14 protein-coding genes and 1 pseudogene are annotated in these 16,757 nt (G+C 28.6%); 8 read left to right on the top strand and 7 right to left on the bottom strand.

Features of this window, described 5'->3' with window-relative positions:
* Positions 1-20: 20 nt before the first annotated feature.
* Genes L8U41_RS06365 through murJ form a run of 3 tightly spaced genes read right to left on the bottom strand, consistent with a single transcriptional unit; the run spans position 21 to position 4,613 of the window.
* On the bottom strand, positions 21-1,784 hold the full coding sequence (locus L8U41_RS06365) for an ABC transporter ATP-binding protein (RefSeq protein ID WP_263728104.1): 1,764 nt from the start codon (positions 1,782-1,784) through the stop codon (positions 21-23).
* Positions 1,777-3,159: a cysteine--tRNA ligase gene (gene cysS, locus L8U41_RS06370; RefSeq protein WP_263728105.1), complete on the bottom strand. Its 1,383-nt coding sequence runs from the start codon at positions 3,157-3,159 to the stop codon at positions 1,777-1,779. The genes L8U41_RS06365 and cysS overlap by 8 nt, the downstream gene beginning before the upstream one ends.
* The gene (gene murJ / locus L8U41_RS06375; RefSeq protein WP_263728106.1) at positions 3,159-4,613 is read right to left on the bottom strand and encodes a murein biosynthesis integral membrane protein MurJ; all 1,455 of its coding nucleotides are present in this window, start codon (positions 4,611-4,613) and stop codon (positions 3,159-3,161) included. The genes cysS and murJ overlap by 1 nt, the downstream gene beginning before the upstream one ends.
* Positions 4,614-4,738: 125 nt before the next feature.
* On the opposite strand from murJ, the gene L8U41_RS06380 reads away from it, so the two are divergent.
* Genes L8U41_RS06380 through L8U41_RS06405 form a run of 6 tightly spaced genes read left to right on the top strand, consistent with a single transcriptional unit; the run spans position 4,739 to position 10,557 of the window.
* Entirely contained in the window at positions 4,739-6,586 is a 1,848-nt protein-coding gene (locus L8U41_RS06380; RefSeq protein WP_263728107.1) for a FapA family protein, read from the top strand.
* A 5-nt stretch (positions 6,587-6,591) separates the two neighbouring features.
* A complete protein-coding gene (gene ruvA / locus L8U41_RS06385) occupies positions 6,592-7,143 on the top strand; it encodes a Holliday junction branch migration protein RuvA (RefSeq protein ID WP_263678993.1) in 552 nt (183 codons plus the stop codon).
* Positions 7,144-7,159: 16 nt separating this feature from the next.
* The gene (locus L8U41_RS06390; RefSeq protein ID WP_263728108.1) at positions 7,160-8,200 is read left to right on the top strand and encodes a D-alanine--D-alanine ligase; all 1,041 of its coding nucleotides are present in this window, start codon (positions 7,160-7,162) and stop codon (positions 8,198-8,200) included.
* 2 nt (positions 8,201-8,202) lie between these two features.
* Positions 8,203-8,418 (top strand): type II toxin-antitoxin system Phd/YefM family antitoxin, encoded by a 216-nt coding sequence (locus L8U41_RS06395; protein WP_012661347.1) that lies wholly within the window; start codon positions 8,203-8,205, stop codon positions 8,416-8,418.
* A gap of 2 nt (positions 8,419-8,420) precedes the next feature.
* Positions 8,421-9,164 (top strand): alpha/beta fold hydrolase, encoded by a 744-nt coding sequence (locus L8U41_RS06400; RefSeq protein ID WP_263728109.1) that lies wholly within the window; start codon positions 8,421-8,423, stop codon positions 9,162-9,164.
* Positions 9,157-10,557 (top strand): Mur ligase family protein, encoded by a 1,401-nt coding sequence (locus tag L8U41_RS06405; protein ID WP_263728110.1) that lies wholly within the window; start codon positions 9,157-9,159, stop codon positions 10,555-10,557. The genes L8U41_RS06400 and L8U41_RS06405 overlap by 8 nt, the downstream gene beginning before the upstream one ends.
* An 11-nt stretch (positions 10,558-10,568) precedes the next feature.
* Here L8U41_RS06405 and flgH read toward each other — a convergent pair whose 3' ends face one another.
* A complete protein-coding gene (gene flgH / locus L8U41_RS06410) occupies positions 10,569-11,270 on the bottom strand; it encodes a flagellar basal body L-ring protein FlgH (RefSeq protein ID WP_263664106.1) in 702 nt (233 codons plus the stop codon).
* An 85-nt stretch (positions 11,271-11,355) separates the two neighbouring features.
* Between flgH and pta the strand changes: the two genes are divergently transcribed.
* On the top strand, positions 11,356-12,825 hold the full coding sequence (pta, locus tag L8U41_RS06415; protein WP_263728111.1) for a phosphate acetyltransferase: 1,470 nt from the start codon (positions 11,356-11,358) through the stop codon (positions 12,823-12,825).
* 8 nt (positions 12,826-12,833) lie between these two features.
* Positions 12,834-14,018: an acetate kinase gene (locus tag L8U41_RS06420; protein WP_263728112.1), complete on the top strand. Its 1,185-nt coding sequence runs from the start codon at positions 12,834-12,836 to the stop codon at positions 14,016-14,018.
* Positions 14,019-14,046: 28 nt separating this feature from the next.
* Here L8U41_RS06420 and L8U41_RS06425 read toward each other — a convergent pair whose 3' ends face one another.
* The 3 genes and pseudogenes from L8U41_RS06425 to L8U41_RS06435 form a co-directional block, all read right to left on the bottom strand.
* Complete coding sequence (locus tag L8U41_RS06425) at positions 14,047-14,817, bottom strand: MetQ/NlpA family ABC transporter substrate-binding protein (protein WP_220516277.1); 771 nt, start codon at positions 14,815-14,817, stop codon at positions 14,047-14,049.
* 68 nt (positions 14,818-14,885) lie between these two features.
* On the bottom strand, positions 14,886-16,091 hold the full coding sequence (locus L8U41_RS06430; RefSeq protein ID WP_263728113.1) for a glycosyltransferase: 1,206 nt from the start codon (positions 16,089-16,091) through the stop codon (positions 14,886-14,888).
* Between the two features lie 9 nt (positions 16,092-16,100).
* A pseudogene (locus L8U41_RS06435) lies at positions 16,101-16,757 on the bottom strand (methionine ABC transporter permease); the annotation flags it as partial.

Here is a 16,757-nt window from a genome sequence, read left to right on the forward strand (position 1 = left end):
TACTAAAAAAATGATAATTTTTAGTTTTCATTTTCTTTGACTTTATCAGTTTTTTGTGCTTTTTGTTTTAATTTTTGATAAATTTCACAATGTTGCATTAAATAAGCATCATTTCCTATAGAAGCTATTTTTCCTTTATCAAGCACAGCAATTTTATCAGCATTTTCTATGGTGCTAAGTCTATGAGCGATGATGAGTATTAAGCGATCTTTTTTTAAGCTTTCTATAGTTCTTACTATGGCTTTTTCGCTTTCATTGTCAAGCGCTGAAGTTGCTTCATCAAAAATTAAAATTTGAGGATTTTTATATAAAGCCCTTGCTATAGCAATGCGTTGTTTTTGTCCGCCGGAGAGATTTTTTCCATGTTCTTTTAATTCAGTATGTATACCACCAAGTTCTTGAACAAAATCATAAGCATTAGCTTGTTTTAAAACCTCTACTACACGTGCTTCATTGTATTCTTTAGCATAAGCTATATTTTGAGCTATAGTGTCATTAAATATATAAATATTTTGAGTTACCAAAGAGATATTTTCTCTTAAACTAACAATATCAAAAGAGCTAATATCTTTTTGATTGATTAAAATTTCACCGCTATCTTTTTCAAAAAAATACATCAAAAGATTGATAATAGAAGATTTTCCTCCACCGCTTGATCCAACTAAGGCTAGAATTTCTCCTTTGTTAAAAGAAAAATTTACATCTTTTAATACCATTTTATCTTTTTGATAGCTTAAAGAGACATTTTTAAAATGGATATTTTGGATATTTTCTGTAAGTTTTTCTTCACCACCTTTAATTTGCGGTTCTAAATCAGTTAGATAGAAAGTTCTCTCACTTGCTGCTACTGCATTTTGTAATCTTGTATAAAGTGAAGAAAGTCTTTTAATAGGAGTATAAGCCATAAATAAAGCTGTAGTAAAACTAAAAAAAGAACCTATGCTTAAATTTCCATCAATTACTTCTTTACCGCCTACTATAATCACCACTGCAAAGCCAATTGAACCCATAGATTCCATTAAAGGGCTACTTAAAGCTTCGATTCTAGTGCCTTTTAAGGAAAGTTTGCAAACTTCGCTATTGGTTTGGCTGAATTTTTGCATTTCATTTTCACCTGCATTAGAAGCTTTAATAAGTTCTATATTAGAAAAGATTTCGCTTAATCTTGAAGTAAGATCAGAATTTTTTTCTTGGGTATTGCGTCCTATTTTTTTGATTTTTTTTGCAAAAATAGCAAGGGGATAGATTGCTAAAGGTAAAATTACTAAAGCAAAAAAAGCAAGCTCAGGGCTTTGATAAATTACCACGCTTAAAAGTCCAATCGCGGTTAAACTTTCTCTTAAAATTTCAGGTATGATAGTAGAAACTATATTTTGCAAAGCTCCAATATCAGAAGTACACCGACTGATTAATTCTCCACTTCTGTATTTATGAAAAAAGCTCATATCTAAGCGCAAAAGATTACCAAGAACTAATTCTCTTAATCTTCTTAAAATATCTGTTCCAACATAAGATATATAATAAACTTGTATATAAGCACCAAGATTTTTTAAAGCATAAATTAAAATTACCAATAAAGGCATATAATAAAGCAATTGAGCATTTTTTTCTATAAAAATTTTATTTAAAATAGGCTCTATGATGTATGCACTAGCAGCTGTTCCACCACTAGTTAAAAGCATACCAATAATAGCTAAAACAAAATAAAACCAATAATCTTTATAATAAGGCTTAAAGCGAGTAAAAACCTCTTTAAGCTTCATTTCTTTGTAATTTTTATCCATTTTTCTCCCATATTACACCATTTGGTGTATCCATTAAAAGAATATTCTCTTTAGCTAAATCATCACGAATTTGATCTGCTAAGGCATAGTTTTTTTCTTGTTTTGCTTTGTTGCGTAGAGCAATTTTTTCTTCTATTTCTTGACATTTTTCTTCACTAATACCAAATTGAAAATATTTTATAGTATCTATAAAACCTATACCAAAAATAAAAGCAAGTTCTTTTAAGGTTTTTTCTAATTGTATTTTATAAGTTTTATCTTTTGGGTTTTGATCTAAGTAAATATTACTTTCATTGATAAACTCATCAAGTAAAGCTAAGGCTTTAGAGGCATTTAAATCATCATTTAAAACTTCTAAGATATTTTTAGCTACTTCACTTTCTATGGTAGTTTTTTCATCTATAAAAGCATTTATGTTTAAGCGTTTTTTTAAGCGGTAAAATTTATCAAGTCTTTTTTTAGCAGCTTGTAAGTCTTCTAAAGCATAGTTAAAATGCGCTCTATAATGCACACTTAAAAGATAAAATCTCAAAACCTCTCCACTAAAAAGTTTTAAAGAATCTTTTAGAAAAAAGCTATTTCCCAAGCTTTTGCTCATTTTTTCACCATTAATTTGTACAAAGCCATTGTGTAGCCAAAAATTAGCTAATTCATGATTGTTTTTACAACGACACTGGCAAGCTTCATTTTCATGATGAGGAAAAAGTAAGTCTATGCCCCCTGCGTGAATGTCAAGTTTATCTTTAAAAATACTTTCTATCATCACAACACATTCTGTGTGCCAACCTGGTCTTCCTTTGCCAAAACTTGCAGGATAAAATTTTTCATCAAATTTCCATAAAACAAAATCGCTATCGTTTTTTTTAGCCACGCTTTCTTCAAGGCGTGATTGATTATCTTCTAAATTTCTTTTAGAGATATAAAAGTATTTATCATCTTTGCTGGTATCAAAATAAATCCCATCTTCAAGTTTATAAGCTAGGTTTAATTCTAAAAGTTTTTCTATATATGTAATCATTTGCTCAATATAAGTTGTAGCCTTTGGTTTAAAATCAGGTTCTAAGATATTAAGCGCTTGCATATCTTCTTCATATCTTTTAATATAAAAATTTGTAATTTCTTCTAAGCTTTTACCACTTTCTTGCATTTTTTTTAAGATTTTATCATCAATATCAGTGTAATTTCTAGCAAAAACTACTTCATAATCATTTGCTAGTAAAACTCTTCTTAAAAAATCAAAACACACACTACTTCTTGCATGTCCTAAATGCGCATCATCATATACAGTAGGCCCGCATAAATAAATATTTGCTTTTTTTGCCTCATGTGGGATAAATTCGCATTTTTTCTTTAAAACACTATCAAAAAAAACCATTAAAACAAACCTTTAAAAAAATGATAAATTTCAATTAAAAATTGTATTAAAATATCTTTAATTTCAAATAAGCCTAGAGCAAATAAACTTAAAAATACTATACTAATAAGCCAAAATTTAACCCTAAAAATACCCCAAAGATTTTTAAAGCCAAATTCTTTTATATTAGCATATAATAAATAAAAAGCACTAATAGATGAGGCTAGTGCAATACCTAAGCTCTTGTAAGCTTCTTCTTTAATAAGTAAAATAATCACTATACTAAAAAATGCTGATATAAAAAGTGTTTTAAAGGCTATTATAGCGGCTATTTTTTGTTTAAATTTGGCATAAAGCCATAAAGAAAAAAGTTTTTGCAAGCCAAAAGGCAAAAGCCCCAAAAGATAAGCTTGTAATAAAAATGCAGTGACTTTTGTATCTTCTTGATTAAAGTTTCCTCTTTGAAACAAAAACTCCACAATCTCTTTAGCTAAAATAATCCCAACTATACTAGCTAAAATCAAAAGCACGCTTAAATATTCAAAAGCTTTTTGCATAAAAGCCAAGGCTTTTTGTTCTTCATTTGCTTTTAAATGTCTTAGTATTTTTGGGAAGCTTACTTGACTTAGAGCGATTGCAAAAAGAGCTAAAGGAAGCTGAAAAACCCTATTAGAATAATACAAATACGAAATGCTTCCAGCCATTAAAAAACTAGCTATAGTAGTATCTAATAATGAACTAATTTGATTTGCCGAAGAGCCTAAAAGTCCATGAGTAAATGTAGAGTGGAACTTATCTAAATTAGTCTTTGTTTTTTTAAGTTTTATGCTTAAATACATACTTTTTAAAATTCTAGTGTTTTTTAAAGCAAAAATATGCCATATAAGTTGAGCTAGACCACTTAAAACAGTCGCATATGAAAAATAATACAAAGCCTCTAAAGGTTCATCTTGAGTGACAAAAAATCCGGCAATCACAACAAAAAGATTAAAAAATGAAGCAGAAAAAGAAGTGATGAAAAAATTTTGTTTATAGTTTAATAAAGAACCTAAAAAAGTTACTAAAAAGATAAAAAACAAATACCAAAAATTAATAGAAACTAAAGGTGCGGCTAGAATGATCGTTTCTTTGTTAAAACCAAAGGCAAAAATCTTTGTAAAAAATTCAGCAAAAAAACTCACTAAAACACAGGTTAAAAAAACAATAATACTAAATTGTAATAAGACATTTATACAAAAAGCACCTTTTTTACTTGCTTTTAAAAAACTTGGTAAAAAGGCTTGTCCAAAGGCTCCTTCAGCGAAAATTCTTCTAAAAAAAGCAGGCATTTTTAAAGCTACAAAGAAAATATCACTATAAATTCCAGCCCCTAAGTACAAGGCTAAAACAATATCTCTTAAAACACCCATAATCCTAGAAAATAAAATTCCTAAGGCATTGATGATAAAATTTTTAAAAATAATATTTTTTCTCATTAATTTTCATTCTTTAAATATTAGTTTGAGTATTATAAAATTTTTTAGTAGCAATAATTTTAACTAAATTTTGATTTTATTTTTGCTAAAATCAAAATTTTATACACAATAAGGAAGCTTAAGCTATGGAAGAGAAGAAAATTTTATATACTAAAGACCCTTATAAAGAGCTTTTGATATTTGCTTCTGAAAATAAATGCGAAGTTGATGAACTTGATTTTAGATTATTAAGTTTTAGTACTTCTTATACTTATGATAATCAAGAATGGATAAAAGTTAATGAAAAAGAATTAAAAATTTTTGAAGAAGATGAAAAATTTTTAATTCATGATTTAAGTATAGAGCAAGAGTATAAAATAGAAATTTATTTTAAAAAATTTGCACACTCACCAGCTTTTGAGATCAGTTTATACACTAATGAAATTTGTACTTTATTAAAAGCTAGTGTTAAAGCCAGTGAAATTATTGCTTTTCATGATAAATTGGCGCTAGAACTTTTAGAAGCTATTTACAAAGCGATGATAAAAGAGAAATATTTGCTTGGATTTAGAATTTTTGATTTTAAAAAGCAAATTATTGATTTTAATACCAAAGTTAAAGAAAAGCAAAAATTTGATTTTGAAGTTGAATTTGAAGTATGTAAGGGAGTTAATCCACAAGAGCCTACAAATGAAGAAATTCAATATCACTACCTAGAAAATCTAAAAAAGCACAATGATGTGATGAATAGAAACTATGTAGCACCTATAGGAAAAGATGAGGTGGCTATTGAGAGGATTAAACCAAAAGAGGGTAGTGATGGCAAGGATTTAAGATTTAAAATTTTAAAAGCTCTCCCACCAAAAACAAACAAAGAAAAAGTTATTTGTTCGGATAATTTTGAAGTTAAAGAAGATGATGAAAGTATAAAATATATTGCCAAAAAAGATGGCTTTATTATCCAAAAAAAATCTATTTATGAGATAGAAAATTATTTAGAATTTAATAAGGTTGATTTTAAAAGTACGGGTTCTATTTGGGCGGGTTTTGATAAACAAGTTATCATTGTGATTAAAAATACAAATAGTTTAGAAGATGCAATAGGTCCTAGGATTACTGTTGAAGCTCAAGAATTAGAAGTTACTGGTAATATGGCTCAAGATTCTGTTTTAAGAGGTAAAAAAGTAATTCTTAAAGGTAATATGCATCATAAAAGCACTATTATAGGGCAAAAGGTTGAGGTTAATATCTTAAGAGGATATTGTGAGGCCGAGGAAGTTTTTGCTGAAACTTTAGAAAATGGTTCTATCAAGGCTAAAAAAGTAAATATTAAAAAGGCTGTGGGTGGAGAGCTTATTGCGGATGAAATTTACATACAAGAGCTTGGTGGTAATTGTTTGTGTATTGCTAAAAGCTTGATTCATGTTGAAAAAGTTCAAGGAAGTGGCAATAAACTTGCAATTCAAGATCTCAAAGCTTTTGATAAAGAAAAAAGTGGAGAAGAGATACTTTTGCATATTGAAGAGTTAAAAAAAGAACAAGAAAATTTAGTCAAAGAAATTGAAGAAACCAAGCATACTATCCATGTGAGTAAAGATTCTGTGAGAATTTTACAGCAAAAGGCAAAAGAATTAATGAGTGCAAAAAGAGCTGTACCGCAAGCTTATAAGATTACTATTAAAGATTTTAATCAAAAGATTGAAAATTTAAATATTTTAGCTAATAAAATAGAAACCTTAAAAGAAGAAGAAAAAGCAAATATAGAAAAGCTTAAAAAAATTCAAGATGAACTTTTAAAATCAAAAATTATTAATAAAAGTGGAAAATGGATGGATTTAAACGAGGTTAAATTTGTTTTATTAAATCCTAGGAAAGAATTAAGCTATCATCCTCATAGTGAAGAAAAAATTCAATGTTTTGAGCTTGAAAAAATAGATACTGAAAACGGGATGAGTGTTTATGAAATTCGCTCTATTAGTAATTACAAGGAATAAGCTAAATGATAGTGGCAATTGAAGGAATAGTGAGTAAAAAAGAACCTACTTTTGTTGTTTTAAAAACTTCAAGTGGGGTAAGTTATGGTGTTTATGTGTCGCTTTTTTGCTCAAGTAATTTTGAAAAAGATCAAAAGGTTGAGTTTTTAATCACGCAAATTATCAAAGAAGACTCTCATAAATTATATGGATTTTTAGATATTAATGAGCAAAGAATGTTTGAATTATTAATTAAAATTAGTGGTATAGGAGCAACTACTGCTATGGCGCTTTGCTCAAGCTTAGATACTAATACTTTTTATGCAGCTTTGCAAAGTGGTGATGAGAGTGTATTTAAAAAGGTTCCTGGTATTGGTCCAAAGAGCGCAAAAAGAATTATAGCTGAGTTAAGTGATGCAAAAATCAATATAGAAAATTCTAATCAAGACCAAGCGCAAGCTTTGGCAGCTTTACTTTCACTTGGTTTTAAACAAGAAAATATTTTAAAGGTTTTAAGAACTTGTGAGAGTAAAAATACTAGTGAGCTTATTAAAGAGGCTTTGAAAAAATTAGCATAATAAAAGGAAAAATATAATGATATATGGTGTAATTTTTGGTGCAAATTCTTATGAGCATGAAATTAGCATTGTGAGTGCTGTGGTATTAAAAAAAGTACTTAAAGCGCAAAAAAAATTTATATTTTGTGATAAAAATAAAGAATTTTTTCTTATAGATGAAGAAAAAATGAATGCAAAAACTTTTAGTAGTGGTGCTTATAAAAAAGAAAAAGCCTTGGTGTTAAAGCAGGGTGGGTTTTTTATAAAAACTATGTTAGGCGAGAAAAAACTTGACATTGATGTAGCGGTAAATATCGTACATGGAAAAGATGGCGAAGATGGCAAAATAGCTGCTTTGCTTGATTTTTATGGTATAAAATACATAGGACCGCGCATAGAAGCTAGTGTTTTATCTTTTAATAAGGTTTTAACTAAACTTTATGCACAAAGTGTAGGGGTAAAAACACTTGATTATAAGGTTTTAAATTTGCATAAAGAGCAAAATGTTTCTTTAGACTTTCCTTGTATTTTAAAGCCTGCAAGATTAGGTAGTAGCATAGGTATAAGTATAGTTAAAGATGAAAGTGAGCTTAAATATGCTAAAGATGTTGCTTTTGAATTTGATGAGGATGTTGTGGTTGAAAAATTTGTAAGCAATATTAAAGAATATAACTTAGCAGGTTGTATGATGGGTGAAAAAATGGAATTTTCTATCATTGAAGAGCCTAGAAAAAATGAAATTTTAGATTTTGAACAAAAATATTTAGGTTTTTCAGAAAGTTCTAAAGTCAGTGAAGCGGATATTAGTGAAGAATTAAAGCAAAAACTAAGGGATAATTTTACAAGAATTTACAATCCTTTATTTAAAGGAGCTTTGATTCGCTGTGATTTTTTTGTGATAGGTGATGAGGTTTATTTAAATGAGATCAATCCAAATCCAGGATCATTGGCAAATTATTTATTTGAAGATTTTACTAACACAGTTGATAATTTAGCAAAAAATATAGAGCTAGAAAAGCAAATTAAGATTGATTATGCTTTTATTCACAGTATTAATGGACAAAAAGGTAAATTATAATCATGGCTACTTTTAGCAAAGATGAAATTTATACTGCAACTGAAGTAGTAAGAAATTTCAGTACTATGCTTGAAAAAACAAAAAAGAGCGAAAATGGTAGAGTGGTGATAGTAAAAAATAATAAATTTGAAGCCGTGCTTTTAAGTTTTGAAGAATATGAGCGTTTAAATGAAGCTGTAATGCTTTTAGAAAAGATTTATAAAGATAAAAAAGGCTAGAAATGGCAAAAACTAGAGTATATTCTAATGGATATTTTTATAATTTAAGTTATGAAATCATCAATCCAAAATGTGAAAAAACAATTCTTATTTTACACGGTTGGGGTGCTAATAAAGAGCTTATGAAACAAGCTTTTGAAAAGCCTTTGAGTGATTTTAAACAAATTTATTTAGATTTACCTGGTTTTGGAAATTCAAGCATAGATGCACCTATGGATTCTTATGCTTATGCCAAGGTTGTAGAAGACTTTTTAACTACAATTGAGCAAAAAACAGATTATTTAATGGGGCATTCTTTTGGTGGAAAAGTTGCGACTATTATGTGTCAAAATGCTAATTTTCAGGGTTTGATTTTACTTTCTAGTGCAGGTGTGGTTTTGCCAAAAAGCTTTAAAGTGAGGTTTAAAATAGCCTTGTTTAAAATTTTAAAAAATCTTCCTTATGGGGATTTTTGGAGGAAATTTTTTATTAGCAAAGACGCTCAAGGTATGAGTGAAGTGATGTATGAAACCTTTAAGAAGGTTGTTAATGAAAATTTAGAAAATGAATTTCAAAAGCTTAAAAACCCTATTTTGATTTTTTGGGGTAATGAAGATAAAGCTACGCCTTTAAAAAGTGGAGCGATTATCCATTCTTTAGCACAAAAAGGAAATTTTTTTGCATTAGATGGGGATCATTTTTTCTTTTTAAAACATGCTGATTTTATAAATGAAAAAATACATGAGGAATTTTTAAAAAATGATTAGTATGATAGCTTTTTTAAGTTTGAATTTTTTACTTGGATTTTACCTGATTTTAGCTTTGCAATGGTACTCTTATAAATTCTCACGCATAATTTTACATTTTGCTAAGCCTTTGTGGCATTTATATTTTTTAATAATTCCTTATTTTGCTTTTGTGTTTTCTTTGTATAGTGGAAATTTTTATTTATATTTTATAGTTTTTGCTTTATCTTTGTTATATGGTGGGTACTTATATAAAAATTTAGATAAAAAGCTGGTTTTTACTGCTAGGATTAAGCGTTATTTTTTATTTTTGTCGCTTTTTACTTTAGTATTTATGCCATTTTTTTGGATAGGTTTAGAAGCTTTAGTAGTTGCATTTTTATTAAGCTTTTTAGTAGAAAAAATAAACCAAAATATATTTATAAAAAAGGCAAATAAAAAGATTTGTGATAATCCAAATTTAAAAATTATTCTAATTACTGCTAGTTTTGGAAAAACAAGTATAAAAAATTTTTTATACGAACTTTTAAAAGATGAGTTTAAGTGCTATAAAACTCCAAGAAGTGTTAATACTTTCATGGGTATAGTAAAAGATATCAATGAAAATTTAGAAAATAATACTGAAATTTATATCGTAGAAGCTGGCGCAAGAGAGCAAAATGATATTTTAGAAATTACAGAGTTTTTAAATCCTCAAATTTGTATAGTTGGTGAGATCGGCTTGGCGCATTTGGAGTATTTTAAAACTCAAGATAATATCCGCAGTGCTAAGTTGCAAGCTTTAAAATCCAAACGTTTGGAAAAATACTTTTTACACTCAAGCACCTTATATGAAAATGAATTTTATGATGATTGTTTAAGTGATGTTAGGGCAAGTTTAGAAGGTTTAGATTTTAAAATAAGATTAGATGGTAATATTTATGATTTTCATGCAAATTTACTAGGCGCTTTTAATGCTTATAATATTAGTGTGTGTATTTTACTTGCTCATTATTTAGGAATTAAAATAGAAAATATTATAAAAAGTGTATTAAATTTAAAAGCAGTAGAACATCGTTTGCAAGTGATTTCTAAAGAGCCTAAATTTATCATAGATGATGGTTTTAATGGAAATTTTAAAGGTATGAGTCAAAGCTATGAGCTTTGTAAAAGCTATCAAGGAAGAAAAGTTTTGGTAACTCCTGGTATAGTTGAAGTTAATGAAGAAGAAAATATAAAATTATGCAAGATAATCAATGAATGTTTTGATTTTGTAATTATTACTTCAGAGGCTAATAGCACGATTTTGCAAAAACATATTACATTAGATTTTTATGTATTAAAAGAAAAATCTCAACTTGTGCAAACTTTATCAAAATTAACCCAAAATGGAGATTTGATTTTATTTTCTAATGATGCACCAAGTTTTATGTAAAACCATTTAGCTTAAAAAGGCCAAATGGTTTCCATGAATTTTGTCCCCCAAGGCTTGCGTGTAGATTTATCTATATCACCTTCTGTTTTATAAAGAATTTTTGCATCAGCTATGTATTTACTATCTATCATATTATCTTGAGAAATATCATAAGGTCTTATAACCCCACTTAGCTGAATGATTTGTTTTTCACCATTAATTAAAAGCTCACGACTTCCTTCTATAAAATAATTTCCATTAGATAAAACTTTAATCACTCTAGCAGAAATGGTGGTTTGGAAATTTTCACTTCTAGTTTGGCTTCCTGTGCCTTGATATTGTGAAGTACTTGCTGTAGTATAGCCTATATTTGTATAATCATTAATAAAATCTCTAGCTTTACTAAGTCCAGCACCAGTGGTTACTTGTCCTCCGCCTAAATTAACATTATTGTTTTTACTTGTAGCTTTAGAGCCTTGCGAGTTTTGTGTAGCATTTTCTCTAATGACTACGGTTACTAAATCATTTACATTCATTGCTTTTTTATCAGAAAATAAAGGATTATCTCCTTTACCAAATAGCGATCCAGGATTGCTTTGGGTGTTATGATTTTGTTTTGGAGCCAATTCTTCTACATAAGTTGGAGGTTTCATGTTAATATGTGGATCGACTGTGGCGCTACAACCAAACATTACAAAAGGTAACAAGTAAAAATTAACATTTTTAAATTTCATAGCTTTATAACCTTATATTATTGTGATGAATTTTAAAATTATTATATTACAAAAAAACAATTATTTTGTTAAAAAAGAGGAAAAAATGAAATCCATGTTTTTATTAAATTGTGTTGATGAGAAATTTTTAACACAGTCTTTAGAAAAAGTTCAAGGTAAAATAGCCTTTTACTTTCCTGTTTTTTGTGAAAAAAATAAAGAAAAAATTGCTTTAATATGTTCAAAAACCAATTTTAAGCTAGATTTTTTTAGTAGTTTTGAAAAAAATAATTATCAAAGCAAATTTGCTCAAAATTCAAATGATTTTTTTAAAAAAATAATTCAAGATTTTGAAAAAATAAAAAATAAAAATGATTTTGTTATAGTGGTTGGAGTAGATGATTTTAGTTTGATGGGAGATTTGAGTTTAAATATAGCTTTAGCTAAAGAGCTAAATGCTCCACTATATGCAAAAAGTCAAGATGAAAATCATACTATGTTAAATTTTTTACTAAGTCAAAAGCTTAGCGACTTTGTTTTGTTAAAAGAAAATGAAGATTTTACTCAAGATTTATTACAAGAATATACCTATAAAACTCAGGCAAGATTTTCTTATGAGCTTTTTGAAAAAGCAAAAGCAGATAAAAAAGTAGTGGTTTTGCCTGAAAGTTTTGATGAAAGAGTATTAAAAGCTAGTGAGTTTTTAATGCAAAATGAGATTGTTGATTTGATTTTGCTAGGCGATAGCAATGAAATTTGTGCTAAAGCTAATAGTTTAAATATTAACATCGATGGTGTACGTATTATAAATCCTAAAAATTCTCAATATAATGAAGAATTTGAAGAGCTTTTGTATGAAGCTAGAAAAAGTAAAGGTATGAGTAAAGAAGAAGCTAAAAAATTAGTGCAAGATAAAACATATTTTGCAACCTTGCTTGTACATACTCAAAAAGCGCATGCTATGGTAAGTGGTGCGAGTACAACTACTGCTGAAACTATTCGTCCTGCCTTGCAAATTATCAAAACAAAACCTGATGTGAGTTTAGTTTCTGGTATGTTTTTTATGTCTTTAGAAGATAAGGTTTTGGTTTTTGCTGATTGTGCTGTTATGCCAAATCCAACTCCTGAGCAACTTGCTGAAATTGCTTATGTGAGCGCAAATAGCGCTAAAGCTTTTGGGCTTGAACCTAAAGTGGCTTTGCTTTCGTATTCTAGTGGAGATAGTGGAAGCGGGGCTAGCGTGGATGCAATTAAAGAAGCTACTAAAATAGCTAAAGAAAAATATCCTCAACTTGAGCTAGAAGGTCCTATACAATTTGATGCAGCATATGATATGCTAACAGCAAAAAGTAAAATGCCAAATTCTAAAGTAGCAGGAAGAGCAAATGTATATGTGTTTCCTGATTTAAATGCGGCAAATATTTGCTATAAAGCAGTTCAAAGAACGGCAAATTCTTTAGCGATTGGTCCGATTTTACAAGGTCTTAAAAAGCCGATTAATGATTTAAGTAGAGGTTGTTTGGTAGAAGATATTGTTAATACTGTGATTTTAAGTGCTATTCAAGCACAAGAATAAGGAGAAAAATGAAAATATTGGTTTTAAATTCAGGTTCATCTTCAATTAAATTTAAGCTTTTTGAAAAAGATGAGGCTTTAGCATCTGGTTTGGTGGAAAAAATAGGCGAGCAAAGCTCTAAAATAGAGTTAAAAGATCTAAAAAGTGGTCAAAAATATAAAAAAGAATTAGCGATTAAAGATCATGAACAAGGTATTGAATTAGTAAATGAACTATTTGCTCAAAGTGGAATTTTACATGATTTAAATGAGCTTGATGGATGTGGACATAGGATAGTTCATGGAGGCCCAAATTTAACCAAGCATTGTTTGGTAGATGATGAAATTTTAAAAGAAATTGATAGAGTTGCTCACATAGCACCTTTACATAACCCTGCGCATTTAATAGGTATTAAAACTATGATAAAAGCTGCTCCAAAAGTTCCTAATGTGACAGTTTTTGACACAGCTTTTCATCAAAGTATGCCTGATTATGCTTATATGTATGCTTTACCTTATGAGTTTTATGAAAAACACCAAGTTAGAAAATACGGCTTTCACGGTACATCACATTCTTATGTAAGCAAGCAAGCTGCACATATACTTGGTAAAAATATTAATGAATTTAATGCAATTAGCGCTCATCTTGGAAATGGTGCGAGTGTTTGTGCTATAGAAAATGGAAAATGTGTAGATACTTCTATGGGCTTTACACCGCTAGAAGGTTTGATTATGGGAACTAGATGTGGAGATATTGATCCTGCTGTATTACCATTTTTAGCAAAAGAATTAAATTTAAACCCATCTGATTTAGACACTATAATGAATAAAAAAAGTGGGGTTTATGGAATTTGTGGGTTTAATGACTTTAGAGATATTGAAGCTCAAATTGAACAAAATAACGAAAAAGCAAGACTTGCTCTTGATATGTTTTGTTATCGTTTAAGTAAATATATTGGCTCATATTTTGCGATTTTGCCTAGAGTTGATGCATTGATTTTTACAGCTGGTATAGGTGAAAATGATGATATTGTTAGAGCAAAAGTATGCCAAAGGCTAGCGCATTTAGGATTTGATATAGATTTAGATAAAAATGCACAGCTTAGAAATGGTGAGATTAGTAAAAAAGACTCTAGAATTAAAATTTTAATTATTCCAACAGAAGAAGAATTAGAAATAGCTAAAATTACCACAGAGCTTATTAAAAATAAATAACCTTGAGTTTTAAAACTCAAGGTTTGTTTTAAAATGCAGGGACTACTGCACCTTGGTATTTTTCATTGATAAAATCTTTTACTTTTTGACTTTGTAAAGCCTTTACTAAAGCCTTGATTTTAGGATTGTCTTTATTATCTTGAGTGGTTACTAAGATATTTGCATAAGGACTTTCTTTGCTTTCTATTAAAATAGAATCTTTTACAGGATTTAAATTTGCTGATAAAGCATAGTTTGAATTAATCACTGCAAAATCAACATCATCTAAAGCTCTTGGAAGTTGTGCTGCTTTTAACTCTTTAAATTTGATATTTTTTGGATTATCTTTAATATCAAGTGGAGTTTTTAATGCAGCATTTTCAAAACTAACGAGCTTTGTGCTAGCGATAATATCCAAAGCTCTGCTTTCATTTGTTGGATCATTTGGTACAGCTATGGTAGCATTTTGTGGAAGATCTTGGATGTTTTTATATTTTTTAGAATAAACTGCCATTGGTTCGATGTGAATTTTTGCAACGCTAATTAATTTTGTGCCTTTATTAGCATTAAACTCATCTAAATAAGGCTGATGTTGGAAAAAATTTGCATCAAGTTCTTTACTATCCGTACTAAGATTTGGCAAAACATAGTCATTAAATTCTTTAATTTCCAATGTGTAACCTTCTTTTTTTAGCAAATCTTTAGTTTGTTCTAAAATTTCAGCATGAGGAACAGGTGTTGCACCTACAGTGATAACTTCATTAGCAAATAAACTTGCACCTAAAATTGTGCTTGCAGCGAGCAATTTTAACAATTTCATTTTAACTCCTTTTTATAGTTTAAAATGCTTGATTATATTATAAAAATATTAATAAGATAAGAAAAGTTTTATTTTTGCTTGTTTTTATATTCTTTGGCAAAATGTTTAAGTTCTTTTATAAATTTTATATAACCACCTTTGTGCCAATTTTTTTGAGCCTTAATGAGAGCTTGTCCGATTTTATAAGAATAAGTATTTTGATTTTTAATACCCTCGCTTTTATAATCATCATAGCTTGATAAAGGTGGAAGCTTAAGATAAGGTTTTGTTTTTAAATCTTTTTGATATTGCTTGGCAAGTTTTGTGTGTTTATAGTAAATCTTTAGTAGAGTAAAAGGTAAAAAAGGAATTTTTTTCTTATTTTTAGTACATTCTATAAAAGCATAACCTAGTTTGTATGATAAATGATATCTTGTACGTTGAATAGATTGTTTATTATCTTTATAAAAAGATCCTGTATATTTACTTCCTCCAAGCTCTAGCCATTTTTCATAATATTCTTGCCATTTAGGCCATGTTTGATTGCAAAATTTACTATTCCAAAAACGACTATTAGTTCCACAAGCATGAACTATAGAGGCATTTTGTGTAAGATTTGTAAGATAATGAGTACTTCCTGTGTATTTGTCTTTTAAATCTTTGACTTTAAAGTGATTTTCATAAACCATTAAGGAAAAAATTCCTTGATCTTGCCAGTTTTTAGTATTTTGTGAAAGATAGTTATAGATAAATTGATAACACTGTAAAGGATTTGGTATAAGATCGTTAAATACTAAAATCCCTGTTTGATATACTCGTTTATTGTTATGATTTTTTTCCAAAGGCAGAGCTGTTTGAAGCAAAGTTTTACCTAATCTTGCACCAAAATGATATTTTCTAGCTCTTAATTTGCTAAGTTCATCTATACTTTTTAAAAGTAAAACATCAAAATCAAGATAAATAATACTTTCGCATTCATCTAAAAACTTAAAAGCTTCAAATCTTGCAAAAGCCATATGCGTCCATCTTTTTAAGAAAAATAAATTATCAATATCATTTTGATTTTTACCAAGAGTAGTTAAAAAATCTTCTTGAGTAAAAGGAATAAATTTAATTGTTTTGTTTTTAACAATTTTATGCATGATATTTTGATCATTCAAGCTAAAGCCATCATGTAAAATATAAAATACATCTACCTTCTCACCCATAACATCCATGATGTTAATGAGTAGAGTTCCTATGGTAAAGCTTGAATTTTTAGTTGCTGCTAGCAAAATACCAAGTTTATGTTTCATTGTTTATCTTTTGGTGATTTTATAAAGAATATTTCCTATAAATTGTATAATTTGCACTAGTATAATTAAAATCACAACAGTTTGAATCATAATATCAGTTCTAAAACGTTCATATCCATAGCGAATAGCCACATCACCCAAGCCACCACCACCAACAGTTCCTGCCATAGCGGAAAATCCAATAACAATAATTAAAATTAAAGTAATACCATTAATAATACTTGGCAAAGCCTCACTAAACATAACTTTAAAGATGATTTGTGCTTTGCTAGCTCCATAAGATCTTGCTGCTTCAATGATAGCAGGATCAATTTCTTTAAATGCACTTTCAATCATTTTAGCTAAATAAGGTGCAATTCCTATGGTAAGTGGTACTATAGTGGCGGTTGTACCTATGCTAATGCCAATAAGATATTTTGTAAAAGGACTTAAAACTACAATGAGCACTAAAAATGGAAAAGATCTTAAAATATTAATGATAAAATCAAGCACACTATAAATGCTTTTATTTTCCCATAAGCCGCCTTTATCAGTAACAGTAAGTACAATTGCAGGGATAAGTGCAATTAAAAAGGCTAAAAAAGTGGCTGTAAAACTCATATAAAGAGTTTCCAATAATGCCGGATAAAGTATATTTTCAAAATTTCTTAAAATTGCCTCTAAATT

The sequence above is a fragment of the Campylobacter sp. RKI_CA19_01116 genome (assembly GCF_025771405.1).
Classification (GTDB): Bacteria; Campylobacterota; Campylobacteria; order Campylobacterales; family Campylobacteraceae; genus Campylobacter_D.

Excerpts from the sequence above, each read along its gene's own strand:
- L8U41_RS06405 (WP_263728110.1), top strand. The coding sequence starts at position 9,157 with ATGATTAGTATGATAGCTTTTTTAAGTTTGAATTTTTTACTTGGATTT.
- L8U41_RS06395 (WP_012661347.1), top strand. The coding sequence starts at position 8,203 with ATGGCTACTTTTAGCAAAGATGAAATTTATACTGCAACTGAAGTAGTA.
- ruvA (WP_263678993.1), top strand. The coding sequence starts at position 6,592 with ATGATAGTGGCAATTGAAGGAATAGTGAGTAAAAAAGAACCTACTTTT.
- L8U41_RS06420 (WP_263728112.1), top strand. The coding sequence starts at position 12,834 with ATGAAAATATTGGTTTTAAATTCAGGTTCATCTTCAATTAAATTTAAG.
- cysS (WP_263728105.1), bottom strand. The coding sequence starts at position 3,159 with ATGGTTTTTTTTGATAGTGTTTTAAAGAAAAAATGCGAATTTATCCCA.
- flgH (WP_263664106.1), bottom strand. The coding sequence starts at position 11,270 with ATGAAATTTAAAAATGTTAATTTTTACTTGTTACCTTTTGTAATGTTT.
- L8U41_RS06390 (WP_263728108.1), top strand. The coding sequence starts at position 7,160 with ATGATATATGGTGTAATTTTTGGTGCAAATTCTTATGAGCATGAAATT.
- L8U41_RS06365 (WP_263728104.1), bottom strand. The coding sequence starts at position 1,784 with ATGGATAAAAATTACAAAGAAATGAAGCTTAAAGAGGTTTTTACTCGC.
- pta (WP_263728111.1), top strand. The coding sequence starts at position 11,356 with ATGAAATCCATGTTTTTATTAAATTGTGTTGATGAGAAATTTTTAACA.
- L8U41_RS06425 (WP_220516277.1), bottom strand. The coding sequence starts at position 14,817 with ATGAAATTGTTAAAATTGCTCGCTGCAAGCACAATTTTAGGTGCAAGT.
- L8U41_RS06380 (WP_263728107.1), top strand. The coding sequence starts at position 4,739 with ATGGAAGAGAAGAAAATTTTATATACTAAAGACCCTTATAAAGAGCTT.
- L8U41_RS06400 (WP_263728109.1), top strand. The coding sequence starts at position 8,421 with ATGGCAAAAACTAGAGTATATTCTAATGGATATTTTTATAATTTAAGT.
- murJ (WP_263728106.1), bottom strand. The coding sequence starts at position 4,613 with ATGAGAAAAAATATTATTTTTAAAAATTTTATCATCAATGCCTTAGGA.
- L8U41_RS06430 (WP_263728113.1), bottom strand. The coding sequence starts at position 16,091 with ATGAAACATAAACTTGGTATTTTGCTAGCAGCAACTAAAAATTCAAGC.